Below are 17007 nucleotides of genomic sequence, written 5' to 3'. Positions count from 1 at the left end.
TCCTCCTTTTTTACGTAAAATCTAAATAATTTGTTCTAAAATTTCTTTTAGTTCCTGATGTGACGGTGTTGTTGGACTAGTAGGTAAACAAGCGTCTTTAAGTGCATTTGTAGCAATTTCGTCCATTTTTGCATATACTTTTTCTTTGGCTACACCAGCATCTGTTAAAGTGCGCGGCATTTGCATATGTTCCATCATTTGGACAATTCTTTCACGAAGAAGTCGGACAGCAGTCTCATTCGAATCAGATCTTGAAGCAATTCCACAAATCCGAGCCATTTCAGCATATTTTTGTTCCGTATCGCGATTTTTAAATGCATTAAACCGAATAACCGCATCAAGTAAAATTGCATTTGCTAAACCATGAGGTACATGAAATTGAGCACCTAATTGATGAGCAATACTATGATTTAATCCAAGGTTTGCGCAGTTAAATGCCATTCCCGCCATCGTGGAAGCATTATGCATTTTTTCTCGATTAGCCAAATTACGTCCGTCATCATAACAACTCGTTAAGAAACCTAGTGTTAACTGAACACTTTTTTCACCTAGAGCATCAGTATAATCATTTGCAGCTTTAGAAACATAAGCTTCAATCGCATGTGTCAACACGTCCATTCCAGTATTCGCGGTAATCGCTGGTGGCACTGTGACAACAAGTTGTGCATCTAAAATAGCCATATCTGGAATAAGTTCATCTAAGAAAAGTGGATATTTAATTTTTGTTGTTGGATCAGTAATGACGGTTGCAGCTGTTACTTCAGATCCAGTTCCACTCGTCGTTGGAATCGCTATAAAAGTACTTATATTGATTTTCTCCAACCGTTTGGCGAAGTAGTAGATTCCTTTAGCTGTATCAATCGCTGAACCGCCACCAAAAGCTATCATTACTTGTGGTTGGATTTTGCCTGCTTCACTGACACCGCTAGCTACTTTAGAGATTGGCGGATCTGGAACAACGTCGGTGAAAATATGCACATTGTTGGATACATCTAACTGTCCAATTAATCCTTGAAGTCCCTCTCCATCTGCTAAAAATCGGTCACAAATAATCCAGACATTTTTATTTTTAATTTCTTTTAATACTTGTAAACTATTCGTACCAAAAGCTACTTTTGTCTTGATTTGAAAGCTATTCATTAACTTTGCCTCCTCTTAACGAATCGAAAAACCATCTGTTAAAACACAACGGCGGCGTCTAGCAAAATGACGTGCTGTAGTGGTTCCTTCTCCAGTTGGGGTTGCAATAGTAAATGTAGTACTACCTTCCCCTCTAAAACCTAAACCTGCAAAGGAAGGACCATTTTTCACAAAGATCGATGTTTGCATATCTCTTGCAGCTTTATTTAATCTGGAAATATTTTGTGAATGCATTGTTGCTGTATGATGTAGTCCTTGTTCTAATTCAATAGCTACTTTAAGCGCTTCATCAAAATCAGGCACTCTTACCACTGGAACGATTGGCATTAGTAATTCTACTGTTGCAAATGGATGTGATTTATCTGTTTCCACAATGATTAATCGCGGGGTAAAATCACAAGTTATTCCAGCTTCTTTTAAAATTTCAGAAGCGCTTTTTCCGACTAATTTTTTATTCGTTACACCTTTATCCGTTACAGCAACTTTTTCTAATTTTTTAATATCGCTCGGATTGGTCACATGTAGTGCTCCATTTTTTTCCATTTGGAATAATAGGAAATCAGTAATGCTATCAACGGCAACAACGCTTTTTTCAGCAATACATAAGATATTGTGGTCAAAAGAGGCTCCGTCAACAATATCGGCTGCAGCTTTTTCGATATTAGCTGTTTCGTCTACGATGGAAGGCGGATTTCCGGCACCAGCTCCAATGACTTTTTTACCTGATTGCATTGCTTGAAGCACGACGCCTGGTCCACCTGTAATGACAAGTAATGGTACTTTTGGATGATTCATCATTTCTTGCGCTGCTTGAATGGAAGGTTTTTCCACTGTCACAACCAAGTTATCAATACCACAACTTTCACGAACAATCGTATTCAACTTTTCAATCAACCAAAGAGATATATTTTTTGCACCAGGATGTGGGCTATAAAACACTGCATTCCCAGCTGCAAGCATACCGATTGTATTACAAATTAACGTTTCGGTTGGATTCGTACTCGGCGCCACAGCACCAATTACACCATACGGAGATAATTCATAAAGCGTCATGCCATTATCACCAGTAGCTACTTCTGTATATAAATCTTCTACGCCCGGCGTTTTTTCAATCGCTAAAGTATTTTTCAAAATTTTATCTGTCACATTACCCATTCCTGTTTCAGCAACTGCTCTTGTGGCAATTGACTCAATTTCTGGATAAAGTGCTTCACGAATTGCTTTTACTACATTGCGGCGTTCTTCCAGAGATTTTTCTTTATAACTATTTTGTGCTTGGACAGCTGCTTGAACTGCCTCATCCACTGTATCAAAAATCCCACTTTTTGCGCCTTGTGTAGTTGTTTTTACTGGTACATCTTTTTGTTCAGCTAATTTTTCTAACAGAACTTTTTTCACCAGTTGTTCGAGTTCTAATGATTCCATACAGAATTACCCCTTCTCTATCATTGATAATGCTTTTTTTGCAATGTGGATATCTTCTTCCACTGAACCGCCGCTAATTCCCATTCCACCAATAATTGCTCCATCTTTTCCGTAAATTGGAATACCGCCACCAAAAGTAACTATGTCACCGTTTGTCAGCGTTTCTAATTGATAAAGTGGAGCTCCTGGCTGAACAGCTTCTGCTAAATTTTCTGTGCTTGTTTTCATCGCTACCGCTGAGTATGCTTTTTTCGTTGCTAATTCCGCACTTACTAAAAGGGCATGCTCCATTCGATAATTAAATCTAGGATTACCATGCGCATCCACAATAGCAAGTGTGACTGGAACGCCAACTTCCTCGGAAACAATACAAACTTGATGCATTAATTTTTCACAAAAAGAAAAAGATAAATCTGTTGAAATAGACTTCTCTTGCCCAGTTTGCTCTAAGTATTTTGCAACAATTAGTTTGGTTGCTTTATCGAGCATTTGTCTAAAATCTTCTTCTCTAGCAAGGATATACAAGAAATCAGATAAACGATTGACGAATTTTAATAATTCTTTTCTAACCGTTGTTTGTTCCGAAAAACGAACTAATAAACGTTCCCCTCGTCTTGCAATGGTACGCGCACTATGGAGGAATGCGCCAGCTGTACTTGATCCTGGTAAAACAAAACTATCGACTTTTGGTAACTTTGCTGTATAGTCATCAATAACTTTTTCAAGTTCTTTAATGTCTTCTTCTGTAATGATAATTTTACTGGCAAGGGCTGATTCGTTTTCTGTTGCAAGTTCTGCACAAACATAAAATAATTGACGCTCCACGTTTCTGAGAAGAGCCTTATTTTCAGAAGAAGTGACGAATTTTTCAGCTACACTAATTTCTGCATTAAGCTCATCGAACGAGCCATATGTTTCGACACGGTCATCATATTTTTTTACACGATTCCCATCAAATAGTGCTGTTGTTCCCTTATCGCCGGTTTTTGTATAAATACTCATGAGTTATTCACTCCTTACTTATCAAAACTATCGACAATTGCAATAATTGCCGAATCAATCGCACTATTTGGTTCTGAAAAAACACTTCTAGCTGCATTTCCGCGAGCCACAAGTACATACTCTCCAATGCCCGCGCCAACAGAGTCACAAGCTACTTCTTCTGAACGAACATTTTCACCATTTGCATCAACTGGTTGTACAATCATTATTTTTTTACCAGTAAGTGAGTCTTCTTTTTTTGTAGAAACTACACTTCCAGTAATTTTTGCCATAAACATAACGTCACTGCCTTTCCCGCACTGCAATATTATTTTTACTTAAATATTCATTTGCAAGCGGTGTAATAAGCTGCTTTTTATATTTGCAAAGTGTACTCCCGCTTGGGATTAATGCACTATCCCCGTAACAAATCACTCGTCCACTTGAATAAAAGAGTCTCTCACCAGTACTTGTAAATACTGGAAAGTCTAACTGACTTAATATTTCATAATTTAGCCAAGGTTCACCGTGATCATACAGTTCCAGTTCAATATCCACCCCATATTCTGCTGCTTTTTCAAACCAAATAGAGAGTGATTCTGCTCGATTTCCGCTTAGTATCCGCTCAAGAAAATGTTTGTTTACCTGCGTCAAACGAACCGTCCCACTTTCCATAAAAATGGCAACTGGATCGCGTGGCATTTTGCTAACAGCTATAGAAGTTTTATTTGCAGCACGAAGTTTCAAGCGTTGGACAATGATTTTCACTAATTTCTCTATCATAAATTTCCGCTCCCTGAACTCATAGCAATACCAAGAGGCGTGACATACTGCGGATAATTAGGTTGAAAAACAGGCATCTTCAAATAGCTTTCAAACGTATTTTTGAACTGGCTATAAGCAGAAGCACCTCCAACGATATAAAGTGGTTCTGAGGGAGATTTTTCGAGATGAACGCGAGTGATTTCTGCCATTTTTTCCACTACAGGGCGCATTACAGAAAAATGTTCGCTTGAGTCTTTTTGCTCACGTTTATTCTGTTCCGCCTCTTCTACAGAAACACCATAATATCCAGCTAAAACTAGTGTCATATGTGTTCCACCTGTTGGCTCATCTGCGGTATAAATTACTTCACCATTTTTAAAGACACTAATTCCAGTTGTACCACCACCAACATCAACTACTGCACCATCTTTTAAATCAAGTACTACTGCAGCTGCTGTTGGTTCATCAATTGTATAAAGTGCTTCCATTCCAGCGCTCTCGATAACATTCGCAACCACCTTTTTATTGTTTCCGATTGTACCTGGTGGAATGGCTCCAGAAGCATGTGTCAAACTTATTCCTAGGCAATTCTCCGCTCTAGTTTTAAGCCGTTTTACCACTTCTACTGACTCGCGGTAATTGACAACCAGACCATCGCGAACGGCATCTGCAAATTCAAACGCACCAAAAAGCGGCACATTATTCTCATCCAATACAACGAACACGATAGAAGAAGTACCTAAATCGACCCCAACTTTTACTTTTTCTTCAGCTGCTATTGGTTGTTTAATGTCTTTATTCATTAGGGCAGCTAACTGTTCCATCCGTTCATTGGCTGTTTGTAAAATATCCATTTTTCCACCTCCTTATCAGATCACGACTTGATTATTTTTGCAAAACTATCGCCAGCAATGTCTGCCGCGTTTGCTTCATCTGTATCAATATGCATTTCTGGAATAAATTGGTTGTTTATTCGAATTGTACAATGATTTAAAACGACACTACGTATTTCTGAACCGACGAGGACAGAAACTTCCTCTCCTTGTTTCACACCATATTCATTTGCCACACTCTCTGGTAAATGGATATGACGTTTGGCAATGATTGCCCCTTTTGGTAAGCAAACTTCTCCGTACTTAGAAACAAGTTTAATACCTGGTGTTCCTTCGATATCTCCAGACACACGAATTGGAATTTTCATACCAAGCATTCTTGCATCTGTTTTAGAAAGCTCCACTTGCGAAAATTTCCGAAGTGGTCCTAAAATACGTACGCGTTGGAGTTCACCTTTATCTGAAACAACCGTAAGTGTTTGCTCAGCAGCAAATTCCCCAGGTTGTTTCAACCATTTTTTCACTTGAATAGGTTCATCCGGAAAAAGTTGCTTGTAGTCCTTTTCTGTTAAATGAATGTGGCGGTTAGAGACTCCAATTGGAATCTCTGTCTCCGCAACATTTAATTTATCCGTTACTATTTTCTTGATTATTGCTTTTAATTCTTCTCGTTCCACGGCTTATAGACCTTTTGGTAGCAAAGTTTCTACATCATTGTGTGGACGTGGGATAACGTGGATAGATTGAACTTCTCCAACATTACGTGCAGCCGCTGCGCCTGCATCAGTTGCTGCTTTCACAGCTCCAACATCACCGCGAACCATAACAGTTACTAAACCTGAACCAATTTTTTCATAACCTACAAGTGATACGTTTGCTGCTTTAACCATTGCGTCAGCTGCTTCAATTGCGCCAACTAGTCCTTTAGTTTCGATCATTCCTAATGCATTATTCATTATTATTTCCTCCTCAAAATTAGGTTTACTTTTCTTCTTCAAAATGGATACAATCTTGTCTTGGATCTCCTTTTACACGAAGGCATAAAGGATCATGACAGAGATTACATGTCGCTTCTGCCTTTACTTCTGAAACGGCAACATTTTCTGGTTCTACGATTGATTTAGTTTCCACCGGTTTTTCTGGCTCTGTTTGTTCTTTTGGCCAAAATACTGTAAAAATCTCTTCCCCTGGTCGAGGAATGACTTTTTTTGCAATATAGCTGTCTGTGGTTATTGCTGTTTGTTCGCCTGCTTCAAGCGCCGCATTTACTGCAGCAACATCACCTTCTACTTTCACTGTGATCCAGCCAAAACCTTTTGCACTTTCTGTATCCGCAATTTGGATGTTTGCTACTTTTGCCATTGTATCTGCAACGGTAATCGCTGAAGCAAGACCTTTGATTTCAATAATTCCAATTGCTTGATGCATTCCTTCACCTCCTTATTTAAAAGGTACACCCTTAACGAGTCGTGCTGCATTCATTCCCATATTTCGCTGTTTTTCTAAAGTTGCTGCACAAAATCGATATTCTGAAAACAACGGCTGATCTGGAGGAAGATTACGATAATGAATGACTAAATGGTCATTTTTCAGCGTAATTCCAACTAGAAGCGGAGAACTTGCAGACGCTCGAAATGCGGCTTGCACTTCTTCTTTCAAGGGCATAATTTCTAACTCACATGGAATGCCTTCTTCCTCTATTCCAAATAAAACTTGTTTAATACATTCTGGATTAGCTTCTGTATCTGCATGAAAATAAATCGCTGGCTTACTTACAACCGGAATCATGCCTCAGCACCTCCCGAAAGAATTAAACCTGTTGCTACAGCATTTCTTGGACCTTCTTCTCCGCGAATATTTCCACGACCAGCGACTAATGAATAATGAGAAAGCGCATCTGTAATTAATTGCGGAATTTCAAAATCAAGAGCTGATCCTCCGACTATAACTACAAATGGGATATCTCGTATATTACCAGTAGGGCTTACATATTTTAGAGCACGTATCGTATTTGTTACAAAAACACGCTCTTTAGCCGAGCGACGTATTAATTTAATTTTTTCAATTGAAACATCACCAGGTATTGGTACAAAGCCATCTGGTTTTACAATCACTACTTTTGCAAAAACACTTGGAGAAAGCGGAGTATCAAAAAATTGAACAGTACCATCTTCATGTCGAATATGAAAAATACTCTCAACCTTAGCAAGCGGATATTTTTTTATATCTTCTGCTAAATAACGGTCTTCAAGGCCAATTTCAGACTGAACAATCATGGTTACCATATCACCTGCACCTGCTAAATGTGTAGCAATGATTTCCCCTTTTCCATTAATAATGGAAGCATCTGTTGAGCCAGCGCCTAAGTCTAAAATAGCAAGCGGCGTATTGGTTCCAGGGGTAGTAAGTGCTCCGAGTATCGCCGCCTCTGCTTCTGCTCCACCGATTTTGACCGTTACATTTAGCTCTTGTTCGATTTCTGATGCGATCGCTGCCATTTGTAAATGATCACTTTTTACCATGGAGGCAATACCGACTGCTTGTTCCATTGAAAACTCGCCTGCAAGTCCACCTTGTACATCAACTGGTACAAAAGTATCAACAGCAAGTAAATCTTGAATAAAAATATCAGCTGGTAATTTATCTGTAAGCCCCGCCATGGTTTGACGCACTTTTTCAAGCATGCCCCCGATATTAGTTCCTGGTTCACCACTCGCATTATCAAGCTTTGGAAGAGAGGTAATCGCTTGCATGATTTTCTCGGATCCTTCTGCAACATTCACACGCTGCGTTCGACTACCAGACTGAAGTTCAATATGCCCAGCTGGTATTGTTCTCGCTTTGACATCGCCTTCTGGAGTTTTAATCACTACTGCTGAACGATTACCGATTAATGCTCGGGCAACAGGGATAATGTTTTTCGTTTCATCTGAACTTAAATGAAACACTGTCGCAATACCATATGGATTAGAAATGGTTTCAATAACCTTCCCGGGAGCTGCCACTTCTACAACTGCTAACATATCAACAGGAACTTTATCAATAAAGCCAACCTCATCTACAATTGGGATTTTGTTGTTTAATCGATTATGAACAAGTACACCGTCATCCGCTTGAAGAATAGCAGCTGTTATCTGATAACCACTTTGAGTATATTCATTAATCAACTTGGCTGCGTCCTCAAAATCAACTGTTTTCGGGATAATCACAATGTAATCCGTATCTTTCGGTTTAGTTGTTACTTCATCCAAAAATACAGTAATTCCTGACCCCATTCCAAGGCCACCTGGTGTTTTTGGATTATGACCAATCATGGTGGACTCTGTAATGATTGTTTCCGTAATTGTTTCCATTGCTACATCGCCAATAACCGGAGTCGCTTCATTAATACGAATTTCCATTAAGTCCGCAGTAGTTGCATTTACTTTTTCTAAGGCAAGTTTTAATGCTTTAAAAATTCCGTGAAGATTTTGTTTTGTTCCTTTGATACCAGTTGTGTCCGTGATTGCACTAGCGACAAACTCCGCTTTATTTGTTGCATCTTTTATCGCCAGTGCGACTTCCGTTGTTGAGTTACCGATATCAATACCTGCAATATACTTCATTCATTTCACCGCATTTCCTACATAATCGCGAGCAAAGTTGAAATTAATTATCGCCTTTTAATTTCTTACGTTCTTGATAAAGTTGTGCTGCTTCACGAACATAATTCGAGCAAATTGTTGCATGATAAACTGATTCCAACTCATCTGCAATCGCAAGTAATTCTTCTTTTGATGAACGATATGGACGCATTGCATTATAAATTTCTAAAATACGTTCATCTGGAACAATAGTTAATTCCGCCGCACGTTCGAAGTTATTCGCAAGTGTTGCACGACCTGCATCTCTGGCCACTTGTGCTTGCATTTTAAGCGTTTCTGCTGTTACACGAACATCTTCTGGTTTAATAGTGCCATCTAAAACACTTTTTAAAGTAATATCATCTAAAGATTTTGATGTGGAAGTTTTTACAAGTTCAGGACGTTTTTTACCAAGTGGATAATCACGAACTGTTAGTGTATCTCCGCTTACTTTTTGCGAAGTAGTTGTGGATACTGCACCACTATTAACTTCTTGTAAAATATTTCTAACCATATTTTCTAAAGCTTCTTGATTCATCGTTCTCACCTCACTGTTAGTTTACTTGTAATTCAACTGCATTTTTACCTTGAACAACATGTTTTGTTTCTTTGATATGAAGTAAAGCTGCTTTTGCTTGGAATTTCGGACGTGCCATTTGATCATTTACCATTGGCACTGGATTTGGTGATTCACCCTTGGCATATTTGGCTGCATTTTTACCAATTGCACGGTAGGTTTCCAGTGTAATAAGTGGTGCTTGTGGGAATAGTTCTAAGTTAGAAAGTGGTTGTAAGTCTTTTTGGTGTATTAGTGCAGTGCCACGTGACTGTATACCAATACAAATACCGGAACCGCTTAATCTATCTCCTTCTACTGCTACGAAAGCAACATCAGAAGAACGGAAAACACGAACAACGCGTGCTTTTAATCCTTCTTCTTCAATTCCAGCAATCACTTCACGCAAAATTTGCTTGTGTGGAACCCCAACAATATTTTTTGTTTGATATTTACCAAAAGCAGGCGCGACCGCGATAACAACTTCATCTTTTTGTCTACCCGGCTTTGCATCCCCCACTTCTGTTAAAAAGCTTTCATCTGAAACTACGGGGTTAGACGGTTCTTTTTGAAAAGAAACTTTATCTTCTTTTAGCTGTAATTCATCTAATACTTCGGAAATAATTCCACGAAGCACTTTTTCATTAATTTCAACCATGTCTCTTAATCCTCCTTTATAAAAAATGGGAAGTAACTTAATCTAATTCGTTTGCATCAACTGCAACGGCGATATTTTTTAATTTTTCCCAACGTTCGCCCTCTAAGCGATAACCAGTTCCTGGACCTGCATAATCATTTAAATCATTAACAGAACTAATAACATTCCAATCTTTGTCAATGATGGCAGATGTATGAAGGAAATCTCCAGATACACGTTGTTTCAGCATGTTTAATACGCTTTCTGCAACATCGTCGAATCCTCCAGCAGATAATGCTTTTACTACATCTAGACCAGTAACACCGCGGTCCATCATTTCAGCTGCTGCTTTAATATCTTCTACCATGTTACGTTCTGGCATATCATTACTACCGCGAGCATAAGTTGCTGCCTCTACTTCTTCATCAGTGACCGTCGGAAGGCCTAATTTTTCAAAGACAACTTGGATTACACGGGCTGCTTTATTTCTCACAGCTACAACTTCTTCTTCCGTAACCGGCGTTAAACCACCATCTACTTTTAAATCGCGTTGTAAAATATTGTAATCATCAAAATCATCTGCATCAAAATTGGAACCAGCAAACATATTGTCATAGTTAGGAGTTGCACTATAACCAGAAGAAATATAATCTGTTCCTGGTAAAAATTGCATAAGTAAACGAGCTGTACGACGAATATCCGAATGAGAGAATGTTTGGTCATTACCAGAAGCTACTTCTAGATCTAACATTACAGCAATTAAATTCTCTGCAAGTACCGCTCTAATACCACTTGGTACTGCTCCTGGAATACCGATACAACTAATTGAACCATTTTGCAATCCTTGAACACCAGCCGCTTTTGTAATAAAAATACAGCGTGATTCAAGATAAAGCATTGATTTCCCTTCAGCATAACCCATTTGAACTTCAGAACCAGTTCCAGATGTGAAACGCATTTTAAGACCACGAGAAGCATAGGCACTTGCTAAAATACCTTTAGACCAAGGTGTGTCATCTCCGTCAGTAAATACAGGCTCTGTACCATAAACAGAAATCGTTTCAGCGTAACATGTTAATCCACGCATACCTAATTCTAATTCTGTTGCTTCTTCTAGAGAACATTGAGTCAGTACGCCACCACGGCCAGTTTGAGAACCTACTAATAAACTAAGTGCATTAAAAGGTGCATAACGAACTACCGCAACTGTAGTTTCTTGCTCATCAAAGCCACGAATTGCTGCTTCTGCTGCATCTGCTGCAATTTGAACAGGATTATCACGCAAGTTTGTTACGTGAGCTTGTGTTGTTGGTGTTCTACGCGAACGCATTTTTTGCATGGACATCATCATTTCGACAACATTCATTTGTGATACTACTTCTACTATTTTTGCCGGTGTCATAGCTGTTGTAAGTAAAACGATTTTTTCTCGTGGAACATTTGGGTCGCAAAGCATGTTTGCAAGCTTCACAGAATCCATTTGCATTACTTCTTCTGCACGAGATAAATCAACGCCATATTTAGCGATGAAATGATCAATTAAGTCAAAATCAGCTAGTTTTTTGCTGTCCATTTCGACTACTTTACCGTTTTCTATTTTAATGCTTGGCTTTGGATCATTTGGGCTTTCCATTGCAATTAAGCCTTCTTCAATCCATTCCTTCACAAAACCATCTTGATTAACCGGGCGTTTTGCTAATTCTTCAAAGCGTTTTGATTTCATCAGTCGTTACCCTCCGTTCTAAATGTAGGATGGACGATCATTTTTCGGTTCATCCCCTAAAGCTCCAAGTAATTTTTTACCAATTTCACGTGCAGAAATAACTGCTTGACGAACTGCGCCAGAATCTCCAGATATACAAAGAATAACTTCATTGGAGAAGCTTGTTCCATCTGCTGGTGAAGAATAAGCAACCACATCTACATTTGCTGATTTAACAGCAGTATCTGCCATTACTACACCAATTCCAGCCGGACCACCTACGATAATTCCAAATGCTTTACCAACTGGTGCGCCGAACGCTTTTTCGAGAGCATGGCTTGCACGAGCAGTATATTGAAGTTCAATATGACCTGCCTCATTACCATATACATCTCCAAATTTTTTATCTAATTCATTAAGTGCAACTTCCACTGCACGTTTTACGTCAGAAACATCGTCGCCGCCAAAGATAATTAATGAGCCATGACCTGCGCCGCCTTTTGTATCACGCGGTAACTCAATTTTAATTACTTCTGTGTTTGTTGCTTTTACTGCTTCATCCGCAGCCATAATATGTGGGCCTGCACCAGTACGGGCTCCTAAAATACCTATAGAACGGTAAGACTTCTCAAGCTTCATTGCTTCTAAAAGTTGACCGTCTACATTCGCAATCACTAGGCCGATTGTATCTCCAATCGCTGTTCCTACAAATTCTGTTAATTGAACTGCTTTTTCACTCATTTGACGTGATCCTCCATCCTTTACTAGTTTTTCCGGGGCATCGCTCACCGTTTCCATTACCTGTTTTAGAATTTCGTCAATCAGTTTATTTTGTTCACTCATCTGACTTCACCCTCACTGGTAAAATTTCTTCCACCTCTGTATGCGGACGAGGAATAACATGCGTACTCATCACGGTACCTACATTTCTTGCTGCTGCGGCTCCTGCTTCTGTTGCTGCTTTAACTGCACCAACATCGCCTCGAACCATAACAGTAACAAGACCAGACCCGATTTTTTCGTACCCTGTTAATGTTACATTAGCTGATTTAACCATGGCGTCAGCGGCTTCGATGGCGCCAACTAGCCCTTTAGTTTCAACTAAACCTAGTGCTTCTTGCATGGGTGTACCTCCTTCTTAAAATAAGTATTTTACTCTCTCAGTATATGCAAACTAATATATAAATAGTTGCCGCTTCCGAAATCAAAAAAAGAAGACGCGAATCGTGTTTTAACACAATTTTGCGCCTTTTAAAAAATTATATACAAAAAGCCATCCAGTCATGCATGGTTTGGGGCTTTTACTATGAAATTGGTCTTAGCAATATATTGTTATCTTCATGGCAAGAAAATGTAAGCGCATTATAAATATGCTATACTAAGAACGACAGAAACACGCCAAGTATTGCCGAAAGGGGAATAACTATGTTACTACAGTCCAAAAGCAACGAATTGCTCATTGAAAAAGTCATGGATGAGTTTTCAGCCGCAACGAGTCTAGCCTCCGTTGTTGTAGATATACACGGTACCGAAGTTTCTAGATTATGTAACTTTACTCCTTTTTGCCAACTCATTCGTTCCAACCCAAAATATCGCTCACTTTGTCAAAAATGTGATATGTTTGGGGGCCTTGAAGCTTCCAAAACTGGCAAGCCATTAATTTATCGATGTCATGCAGGATTAACTGATTTTTCGGTCCCAATTGTCGTTGAAAACCAACTTAGCGGATTTTTGCTCAGCGGTCAGGTTATTTGTGAAGAAAACAGTGAAGTTGGTAATATTCAAACAGAAGAAACTGATTGGAAAAATGATAAAGAGCTTATATCTGCATTTCGTTCTGTCCCTGTTTTTAGCTCCAAAAAAATCAATTCTTCTGCCGAAATGCTAACCATAATTTCCCAATATTACTTGAAATCAGAAATGGAAAAAAGTCGGGAAGAACAGAAACAAAAAATCGCATTTCATCATACAAAAGTTACGCATCATGAAGATAATAAAGAAATTCGGAAAGCACTTAAGTATATTGAAAAAAATCTCAATCGTCCCATCTCACTTGACGAAGTTGCAAGCCATGTTTATCTTAGCTCTTATTATTTTAGTAAACTTTTCAAGAAAGAAATGAATGTTAATTTTATCAATTACGTGAATCAAAAGAAAATGTTACTTGCAAAAGATATGTTGAAAAACCCACGTTGGTCGATTGATAATGTAGCACGTAACCTCGGTTTCACTCAGACGAGCTACTTCTGTAAAGTATTTCGAAAAGAATTTGATGTCACTCCAAAAGGATACCGAGAAACCTTAAAATAAGTATTTTCCAAAAGTCATATTCATGTAATAGTGAATATGACTTTTTTGTTGCCTGAAAAACAAAAAAACTTTCATCCATAATCGAATGAGAGTTTAAGCATAGCAAAAAAGCTATACGACCCGCATACGCTTTTTAGGACCCCGAAAAAGTGTTGCTTCCGTCTTATTTGGCGAGTATCCTGACTTGGCTTCATCCAAGAATTGAACCTTCCCATACGATTAAACGCACAGTGGTTTTCTCAATTCTTGTCCACCTTACAGTTGCGGGGGCAGTTTCGGCATTGCACCGAATTCCTCTTTCAGAAATGCAAATACATTTCACCAACTTAAGACCTATTTAACTATCTATATTTTACCATAAAGGACTTATAAAATACGCTTTTCCCTCTGACATGACAAAAATATACTATTGATTCAAAATAACAAACCTTTGAGACTCATTGTCCCAGAGTGAATAAGTACCTTGCTTAAAATCGTTATCCCAATAAAATGCTATTTTTTGTTTTTGTAAAAAAAGCGCAATTACTCTTAAAACCCCAAGATGTCCAACAAACAAAACAGTATCGAACTGCTGCCATTTTTTCCATTCTTCCATAAAAGCAGCAATCACACGATCATAAAAAATCGGGAAGCTTTCTCCATTTGGAAATATTGCAGTTTGCCAATTATTACAATAGTTAGCCCAATCTAAAGGAAACTTAGCGTAAATTTCTTGATATGTATATCCCTCAAAATCGCCAAAATCCATCTCATTAAATGCAGGAAAACAAAACGCTTTCACATCAGTTAGAATTTCAGCAGACTGATGTGCTCGCAGTAAATCGCTTGTAATAACTAAATCAATCGAATAAGAATCAAGCTTTTCTCGCAGCAACTCCATCTGCTGAACCCCGTGTTCATTTAAACCAACATCTAGTTGTCCACAATATTTTCTAGCTAAATTCAAGTCTGTCTCTCCGTGCCGCACAAAAATAAGTCGCACTTAAATCAACCCCCAAACTAGCACTAGACAAAATAAACACACCAGTTGCCCCATCTGTCCACCAGCACCGAGCGTATCTCCATTCATGCCACCAATTCGTTTATACACAAATGTCCGATAAATAATCGTGAATAGAATGACACCAGCATAAGCAAGCAATCCAATATAAGAAAAAACTAGTCCTAAAATAAAGAGAACAAACAATTGTGAAATCGCGATTGGCCACCAAGGAACCCCAAGAAAAATAGAACCAAGTCCTTCATTTGAACCTGCATACGTCATTTTTGCAAAAAGTAACATGGTTACACCCTTTGCCACAATGGGTAACACAAAAAATAACCAACCAATTTCATATGCACTTGGAACTGAAAGAAATAAAGCACCATAAAAAAGAAAATAAAAACAAATCGCAATCACGCCGTTTGCCCCAACTCGACTATCTTTCATAATTTCAAGCATCCGCTCTTTTTTACGTGATGAAAATAGCCCATCTGCAGTATCTGCGAGTGCATCCACATGAAATCCACCAGTGATAATAATTTCCGCAAAAAGCCCTGCAATAATCGCAACAGGTAAAGGCATAACAAGTGCTACTAAAGTAAAAACAAGCCAATTCCAGGCACCAATAATCAGGCCTACAAAGGGAAGTAAAGCGCTCCCTTTTTTCAAGTTAACCTCATCCATATTAATCGCAATTGGTATCGGAATTCGTGTAAAAAACTGAATAAGTAAAATTAATGTTTTCATACTACTTCCACCTTTTTGGTATGCCACTTACTACAAAATAGACTTCATCTACCTGGTTCGCAATTTGCTGGTTTACTCGACCAATAATATCTCTGAAAACTCGAGTTAACTTATTTTCCGGCACCACGCCAAGCCCAATCTCATTCGTAACAAAAATAAGCTTAGCTAATGATTTGTTTCCAGCATTTAAGATTGTTCGAATTTCTGTCTGTATCCCAACTTCAACTTCCTCAGCAATTTCATTCGTTAACTCACGTTCTCCAAGAAATTGGAAAAATAAATTGGTAACAAGCATTGTCACACAATCCACTAGTATCACATCATATTTCTTTGAATGTTGCTCTAAATAAGTCGCAATTCCCTGAAAAGCCTCAAAAGTATCCCAAGTTGTTGGACGAGTTGCTTGATGTTGTTTGATTCTAGCTTGAAACTCGCTATCATTTTCAAATGCAATTCCTGTCGCTACATATAATACTCGACTATATTTCGCAGCTTCTTTTTCCGCAAAATTACTTTTCCCACTTCTTGCTCCACCGGTTATAAGCATCATTTCAGTCATATCTGTTCCTCATTTCCGCATAACTCGCCTAAGTATTGGGCTCCTGAAAAATGTTTTTCAAATATAGAGCAATCCCTTTTTTTAACTGCTGTCAATATAACGGATGCTGGTCCAGCAGTTTTATTTAGACTTATTTCATCAAGTGAAGACGTTTCCTTAAACACACGATTATTTAACTTTGCTAACAGATTTGCCTCGTACAATATTCCTTTTGATCCAACAGGTACTACTTCAAGGACAGAACTATCAGCAACTAACTTTTTCACTAAATGATAATCTGGCATTTCTGTCATTTTTTGCAGAACTTCCTCCCCAACAATTGGCTCTCCAAATGCAAATAAGACTGCAGCTTCATGCACATTTATAAGCTTTAGTGCAGCTTTAGTCGCAAAACCAGTTACAAGAACACCCACACTGGTTTGAGTTACCTTCATATTTTCTTCCGTACTACCATTTAGTTCGATATGATTTAGATTCGCTTTAGAAAGTTCTTCTTTTAAACCTATGATAATACGTCTGCCTGTTGGCTCCATCTCGGCTCCAACAACATCACTAACTGACACCACATCTGCTCCTGAAGCAATCATTTCTAGTAAAGCCACTCGGAGCGTCAAACGAGCTGTCACTTCTGGGGTGACTACTAAACCATCATGCGCTTTCTCACCGAAACCAGCGCTAATATCGCAGCTCGTCAAAATACAACCACCAGGCACATCAACGACAGATAAATCCCTCACTTGAGGCATA

At 38.6% G+C, this 17007-nt stretch carries 21 protein-coding genes and 1 riboswitch; of the genes, 1 reads left to right on the top strand and 20 read right to left on the bottom strand.

Annotation, left to right across the window (positions count from 1 at the left end; genetic code table 11):
• Window positions 1–21 precede the first annotated feature (21 nt).
• Genes LWE_RS05685 through pduA (LWE_RS05610) form a run of 16 tightly spaced genes read right to left on the bottom strand, consistent with a single transcriptional unit; the run spans window position 22 to window position 12785 of the window.
• On the bottom strand, window positions 22–1140 hold the full coding sequence (locus LWE_RS05685; protein ID WP_011701942.1) for a 1-propanol dehydrogenase PduQ: 1119 nt from the start codon (window positions 1138–1140) through the stop codon (window positions 22–24).
• A 15-nt stretch (window positions 1141–1155) separates the two neighbouring features.
• Entirely contained in the window at window positions 1156–2565 is a 1410-nt protein-coding gene (locus LWE_RS05680; RefSeq protein ID WP_011701941.1) for an aldehyde dehydrogenase family protein, read from the bottom strand.
• Window positions 2566–2571: 6 nt separating this feature from the next.
• Window positions 2572–3567: a cob(I)yrinic acid a,c-diamide adenosyltransferase gene (locus LWE_RS05675; RefSeq protein WP_011701940.1), complete on the bottom strand. Its 996-nt coding sequence runs from the start codon at window positions 3565–3567 to the stop codon at window positions 2572–2574.
• Between the two features lie 14 nt (window positions 3568–3581).
• Entirely contained in the window at window positions 3582–3845 is a 264-nt protein-coding gene (locus tag LWE_RS05670; RefSeq protein WP_011701939.1) for a EutN/CcmL family microcompartment protein, read from the bottom strand.
• A 4-nt stretch (window positions 3846–3849) separates the two neighbouring features.
• Entirely contained in the window at window positions 3850–4329 is a 480-nt protein-coding gene (gene pduM / locus LWE_RS05665) for a PduM family microcompartment protein (RefSeq protein ID WP_011701938.1), read from the bottom strand.
• Window positions 4326–5165 (bottom strand): ethanolamine utilization protein EutJ, encoded by an 840-nt coding sequence (gene eutJ, locus LWE_RS05660; protein ID WP_011701937.1) that lies wholly within the window; start codon window positions 5163–5165, stop codon window positions 4326–4328. The genes pduM and eutJ overlap by 4 nt, the downstream gene beginning before the upstream one ends.
• A 20-nt stretch (window positions 5166–5185) precedes the next feature.
• A complete protein-coding gene (locus tag LWE_RS05655; RefSeq protein ID WP_011701936.1) occupies window positions 5186–5821 on the bottom strand; it encodes a phosphate propanoyltransferase in 636 nt (211 codons plus the stop codon).
• Between the two features lie 3 nt (window positions 5822–5824).
• On the bottom strand, window positions 5825–6100 hold the full coding sequence (pduA, locus tag LWE_RS05650; protein ID WP_003719364.1) for a propanediol utilization microcompartment protein PduA: 276 nt from the start codon (window positions 6098–6100) through the stop codon (window positions 5825–5827).
• A gap of 25 nt (window positions 6101–6125) precedes the next feature.
• The gene (locus LWE_RS05645) at window positions 6126–6572 is read right to left on the bottom strand and encodes a BMC domain-containing protein (RefSeq protein WP_011701935.1); all 447 of its coding nucleotides are present in this window, start codon (window positions 6570–6572) and stop codon (window positions 6126–6128) included.
• 12 nt (window positions 6573–6584) lie between these two features.
• Window positions 6585–6932, bottom strand: coding sequence for a glycerol dehydratase reactivase beta/small subunit family protein (locus LWE_RS05640; RefSeq protein WP_011701934.1), 348 nt, complete (start codon window positions 6930–6932; stop codon window positions 6585–6587).
• Complete coding sequence (locus LWE_RS05635; protein ID WP_011701933.1) at window positions 6929–8749, bottom strand: diol dehydratase reactivase subunit alpha; 1821 nt, start codon at window positions 8747–8749, stop codon at window positions 6929–6931. The genes LWE_RS05640 and LWE_RS05635 overlap by 4 nt, the downstream gene beginning before the upstream one ends.
• Before the next feature lie 43 nt (window positions 8750–8792).
• Entirely contained in the window at window positions 8793–9305 is a 513-nt protein-coding gene (locus LWE_RS05630) for a diol dehydratase small subunit (protein WP_011701932.1), read from the bottom strand.
• Between the two features lie 16 nt (window positions 9306–9321).
• On the bottom strand, window positions 9322–9981 hold the full coding sequence (locus LWE_RS05625; RefSeq protein ID WP_011701931.1) for a propanediol/glycerol family dehydratase medium subunit: 660 nt from the start codon (window positions 9979–9981) through the stop codon (window positions 9322–9324).
• 37 nt (window positions 9982–10018) lie between these two features.
• On the bottom strand, window positions 10019–11683 hold the full coding sequence (locus tag LWE_RS05620) for a propanediol/glycerol family dehydratase large subunit (protein WP_011701930.1): 1665 nt from the start codon (window positions 11681–11683) through the stop codon (window positions 10019–10021).
• An 18-nt stretch (window positions 11684–11701) separates the two neighbouring features.
• On the bottom strand, window positions 11702–12505 hold the full coding sequence (gene pduB / locus LWE_RS05615; protein WP_041176332.1) for a propanediol utilization microcompartment protein PduB: 804 nt from the start codon (window positions 12503–12505) through the stop codon (window positions 11702–11704).
• Window positions 12498–12785, bottom strand: coding sequence for a propanediol utilization microcompartment protein PduA (gene pduA, locus LWE_RS05610; protein ID WP_011701928.1), 288 nt, complete (start codon window positions 12783–12785; stop codon window positions 12498–12500). Before pduA (LWE_RS05610) ends, pduB begins: the two co-directional genes overlap by 8 nt.
• A 302-nt stretch (window positions 12786–13087) precedes the next feature.
• Here pduA (LWE_RS05610) and LWE_RS05605 point away from each other — a divergent pair, with 302 nt between their 5' ends.
• Window positions 13088–13972 carry a PocR ligand-binding domain-containing protein gene (locus tag LWE_RS05605; RefSeq protein ID WP_011701927.1) on the top strand — a complete coding sequence of 295 codons (885 nt, stop codon included), beginning with the start codon at window positions 13088–13090 and terminating at the stop codon, window positions 13970–13972.
• Window positions 13973–14125: 153 nt separating this feature from the next.
• Window positions 14126–14313: riboswitch (cobalamin riboswitch) on the bottom strand.
• A gap of 65 nt (window positions 14314–14378) precedes the next feature.
• Here the strand turns inward: LWE_RS05605 and cobC are convergent.
• From cobC to cblS, 4 genes are read right to left on the bottom strand one after another with little or no spacing between them, the layout of a single operon-like run.
• Complete coding sequence (gene cobC / locus LWE_RS05600) at window positions 14379–14954, bottom strand: alpha-ribazole phosphatase (RefSeq protein WP_011701926.1); 576 nt, start codon at window positions 14952–14954, stop codon at window positions 14379–14381.
• Entirely contained in the window at window positions 14955–15701 is a 747-nt protein-coding gene (gene cobS / locus LWE_RS05595; RefSeq protein WP_011701925.1) for an adenosylcobinamide-GDP ribazoletransferase, read from the bottom strand. It lies immediately after the preceding gene.
• Window position 15702: 1 nt separating this feature from the next.
• Window positions 15703–16260, bottom strand: a complete 558-nt coding sequence (cobU, locus tag LWE_RS05590) for a bifunctional adenosylcobinamide kinase/adenosylcobinamide-phosphate guanylyltransferase (RefSeq protein ID WP_011701924.1) — start codon at window positions 16258–16260, stop codon at window positions 15703–15705.
• Complete coding sequence (cblS, locus tag LWE_RS05585; protein ID WP_011701923.1) at window positions 16257–17006, bottom strand: alpha-ribazole kinase; 750 nt, start codon at window positions 17004–17006, stop codon at window positions 16257–16259. Before cblS ends, cobU begins: the two co-directional genes overlap by 4 nt.
• Window position 17007: the final 1 nt, after the last annotated feature.

The organism is Listeria welshimeri serovar 6b str. SLCC5334 (genome assembly GCF_000060285.1).
Classification (GTDB): Bacteria; Bacillota; Bacilli; order Lactobacillales; family Listeriaceae; genus Listeria; species Listeria welshimeri.
The sequence above is the reverse complement of the archived record's forward strand: the minus strand, read 5'-3'. Positions and strand labels throughout refer to the sequence as shown.

What these genes read in the sequence shown, in the direction of transcription:
- LWE_RS05620 (WP_011701930.1), bottom strand. Translation starts at nt 11,683, where the DNA reads ATGAAATCAAAACGCTTTGAAGAATTAGCAAAACGCCCGGTTAATCAA.
- eutJ (WP_011701937.1), bottom strand. Translation starts at nt 5,165, where the DNA reads ATGGATATTTTACAAACAGCCAATGAACGGATGGAACAGTTAGCTGCC.
- pduA (WP_003719364.1), bottom strand. Translation starts at nt 6,100, where the DNA reads ATGAATAATGCATTAGGAATGATCGAAACTAAAGGACTAGTTGGCGCA.
- LWE_RS05645 (WP_011701935.1), bottom strand. Translation starts at nt 6,572, where the DNA reads ATGCATCAAGCAATTGGAATTATTGAAATCAAAGGTCTTGCTTCAGCG.
- pduB (WP_041176332.1), bottom strand. Translation starts at nt 12,505, where the DNA reads ATGAGTGAACAAAATAAACTGATTGACGAAATTCTAAAACAGGTAATG.
- LWE_RS05605 (WP_011701927.1), top strand. Translation starts at nt 13,088, where the DNA reads ATGTTACTACAGTCCAAAAGCAACGAATTGCTCATTGAAAAAGTCATG.
- LWE_RS05680 (WP_011701941.1), bottom strand. Translation starts at nt 2,565, where the DNA reads ATGGAATCATTAGAACTCGAACAACTGGTGAAAAAAGTTCTGTTAGAA.
- cobS (WP_011701925.1), bottom strand. Translation starts at nt 15,701, where the DNA reads ATGAAAACATTAATTTTACTTATTCAGTTTTTTACACGAATTCCGATA.
- cobU (WP_011701924.1), bottom strand. Translation starts at nt 16,260, where the DNA reads ATGACTGAAATGATGCTTATAACCGGTGGAGCAAGAAGTGGGAAAAGT.
- cblS (WP_011701923.1), bottom strand. Translation starts at nt 17,006, where the DNA reads ATGCCTCAAGTGAGGGATTTATCTGTCGTTGATGTGCCTGGTGGTTGT.
- LWE_RS05640 (WP_011701934.1), bottom strand. Translation starts at nt 6,932, where the DNA reads ATGATTCCGGTTGTAAGTAAGCCAGCGATTTATTTTCATGCAGATACA.
- pduA (WP_011701928.1), bottom strand. Translation starts at nt 12,785, where the DNA reads ATGCAAGAAGCACTAGGTTTAGTTGAAACTAAAGGGCTAGTTGGCGCC.
- LWE_RS05630 (WP_011701932.1), bottom strand. Translation starts at nt 9,305, where the DNA reads ATGAATCAAGAAGCTTTAGAAAATATGGTTAGAAATATTTTACAAGAA.
- LWE_RS05670 (WP_011701939.1), bottom strand. Translation starts at nt 3,845, where the DNA reads ATGTTTATGGCAAAAATTACTGGAAGTGTAGTTTCTACAAAAAAAGAA.
- LWE_RS05635 (WP_011701933.1), bottom strand. Translation starts at nt 8,749, where the DNA reads ATGAAGTATATTGCAGGTATTGATATCGGTAACTCAACAACGGAAGTC.
- pduM (WP_011701938.1), bottom strand. Translation starts at nt 4,329, where the DNA reads ATGATAGAGAAATTAGTGAAAATCATTGTCCAACGCTTGAAACTTCGT.
- LWE_RS05625 (WP_011701931.1), bottom strand. Translation starts at nt 9,981, where the DNA reads ATGGTTGAAATTAATGAAAAAGTGCTTCGTGGAATTATTTCCGAAGTA.
- LWE_RS05675 (WP_011701940.1), bottom strand. Translation starts at nt 3,567, where the DNA reads ATGAGTATTTATACAAAAACCGGCGATAAGGGAACAACAGCACTATTT.
- LWE_RS05685 (WP_011701942.1), bottom strand. Translation starts at nt 1,140, where the DNA reads ATGAATAGCTTTCAAATCAAGACAAAAGTAGCTTTTGGTACGAATAGT.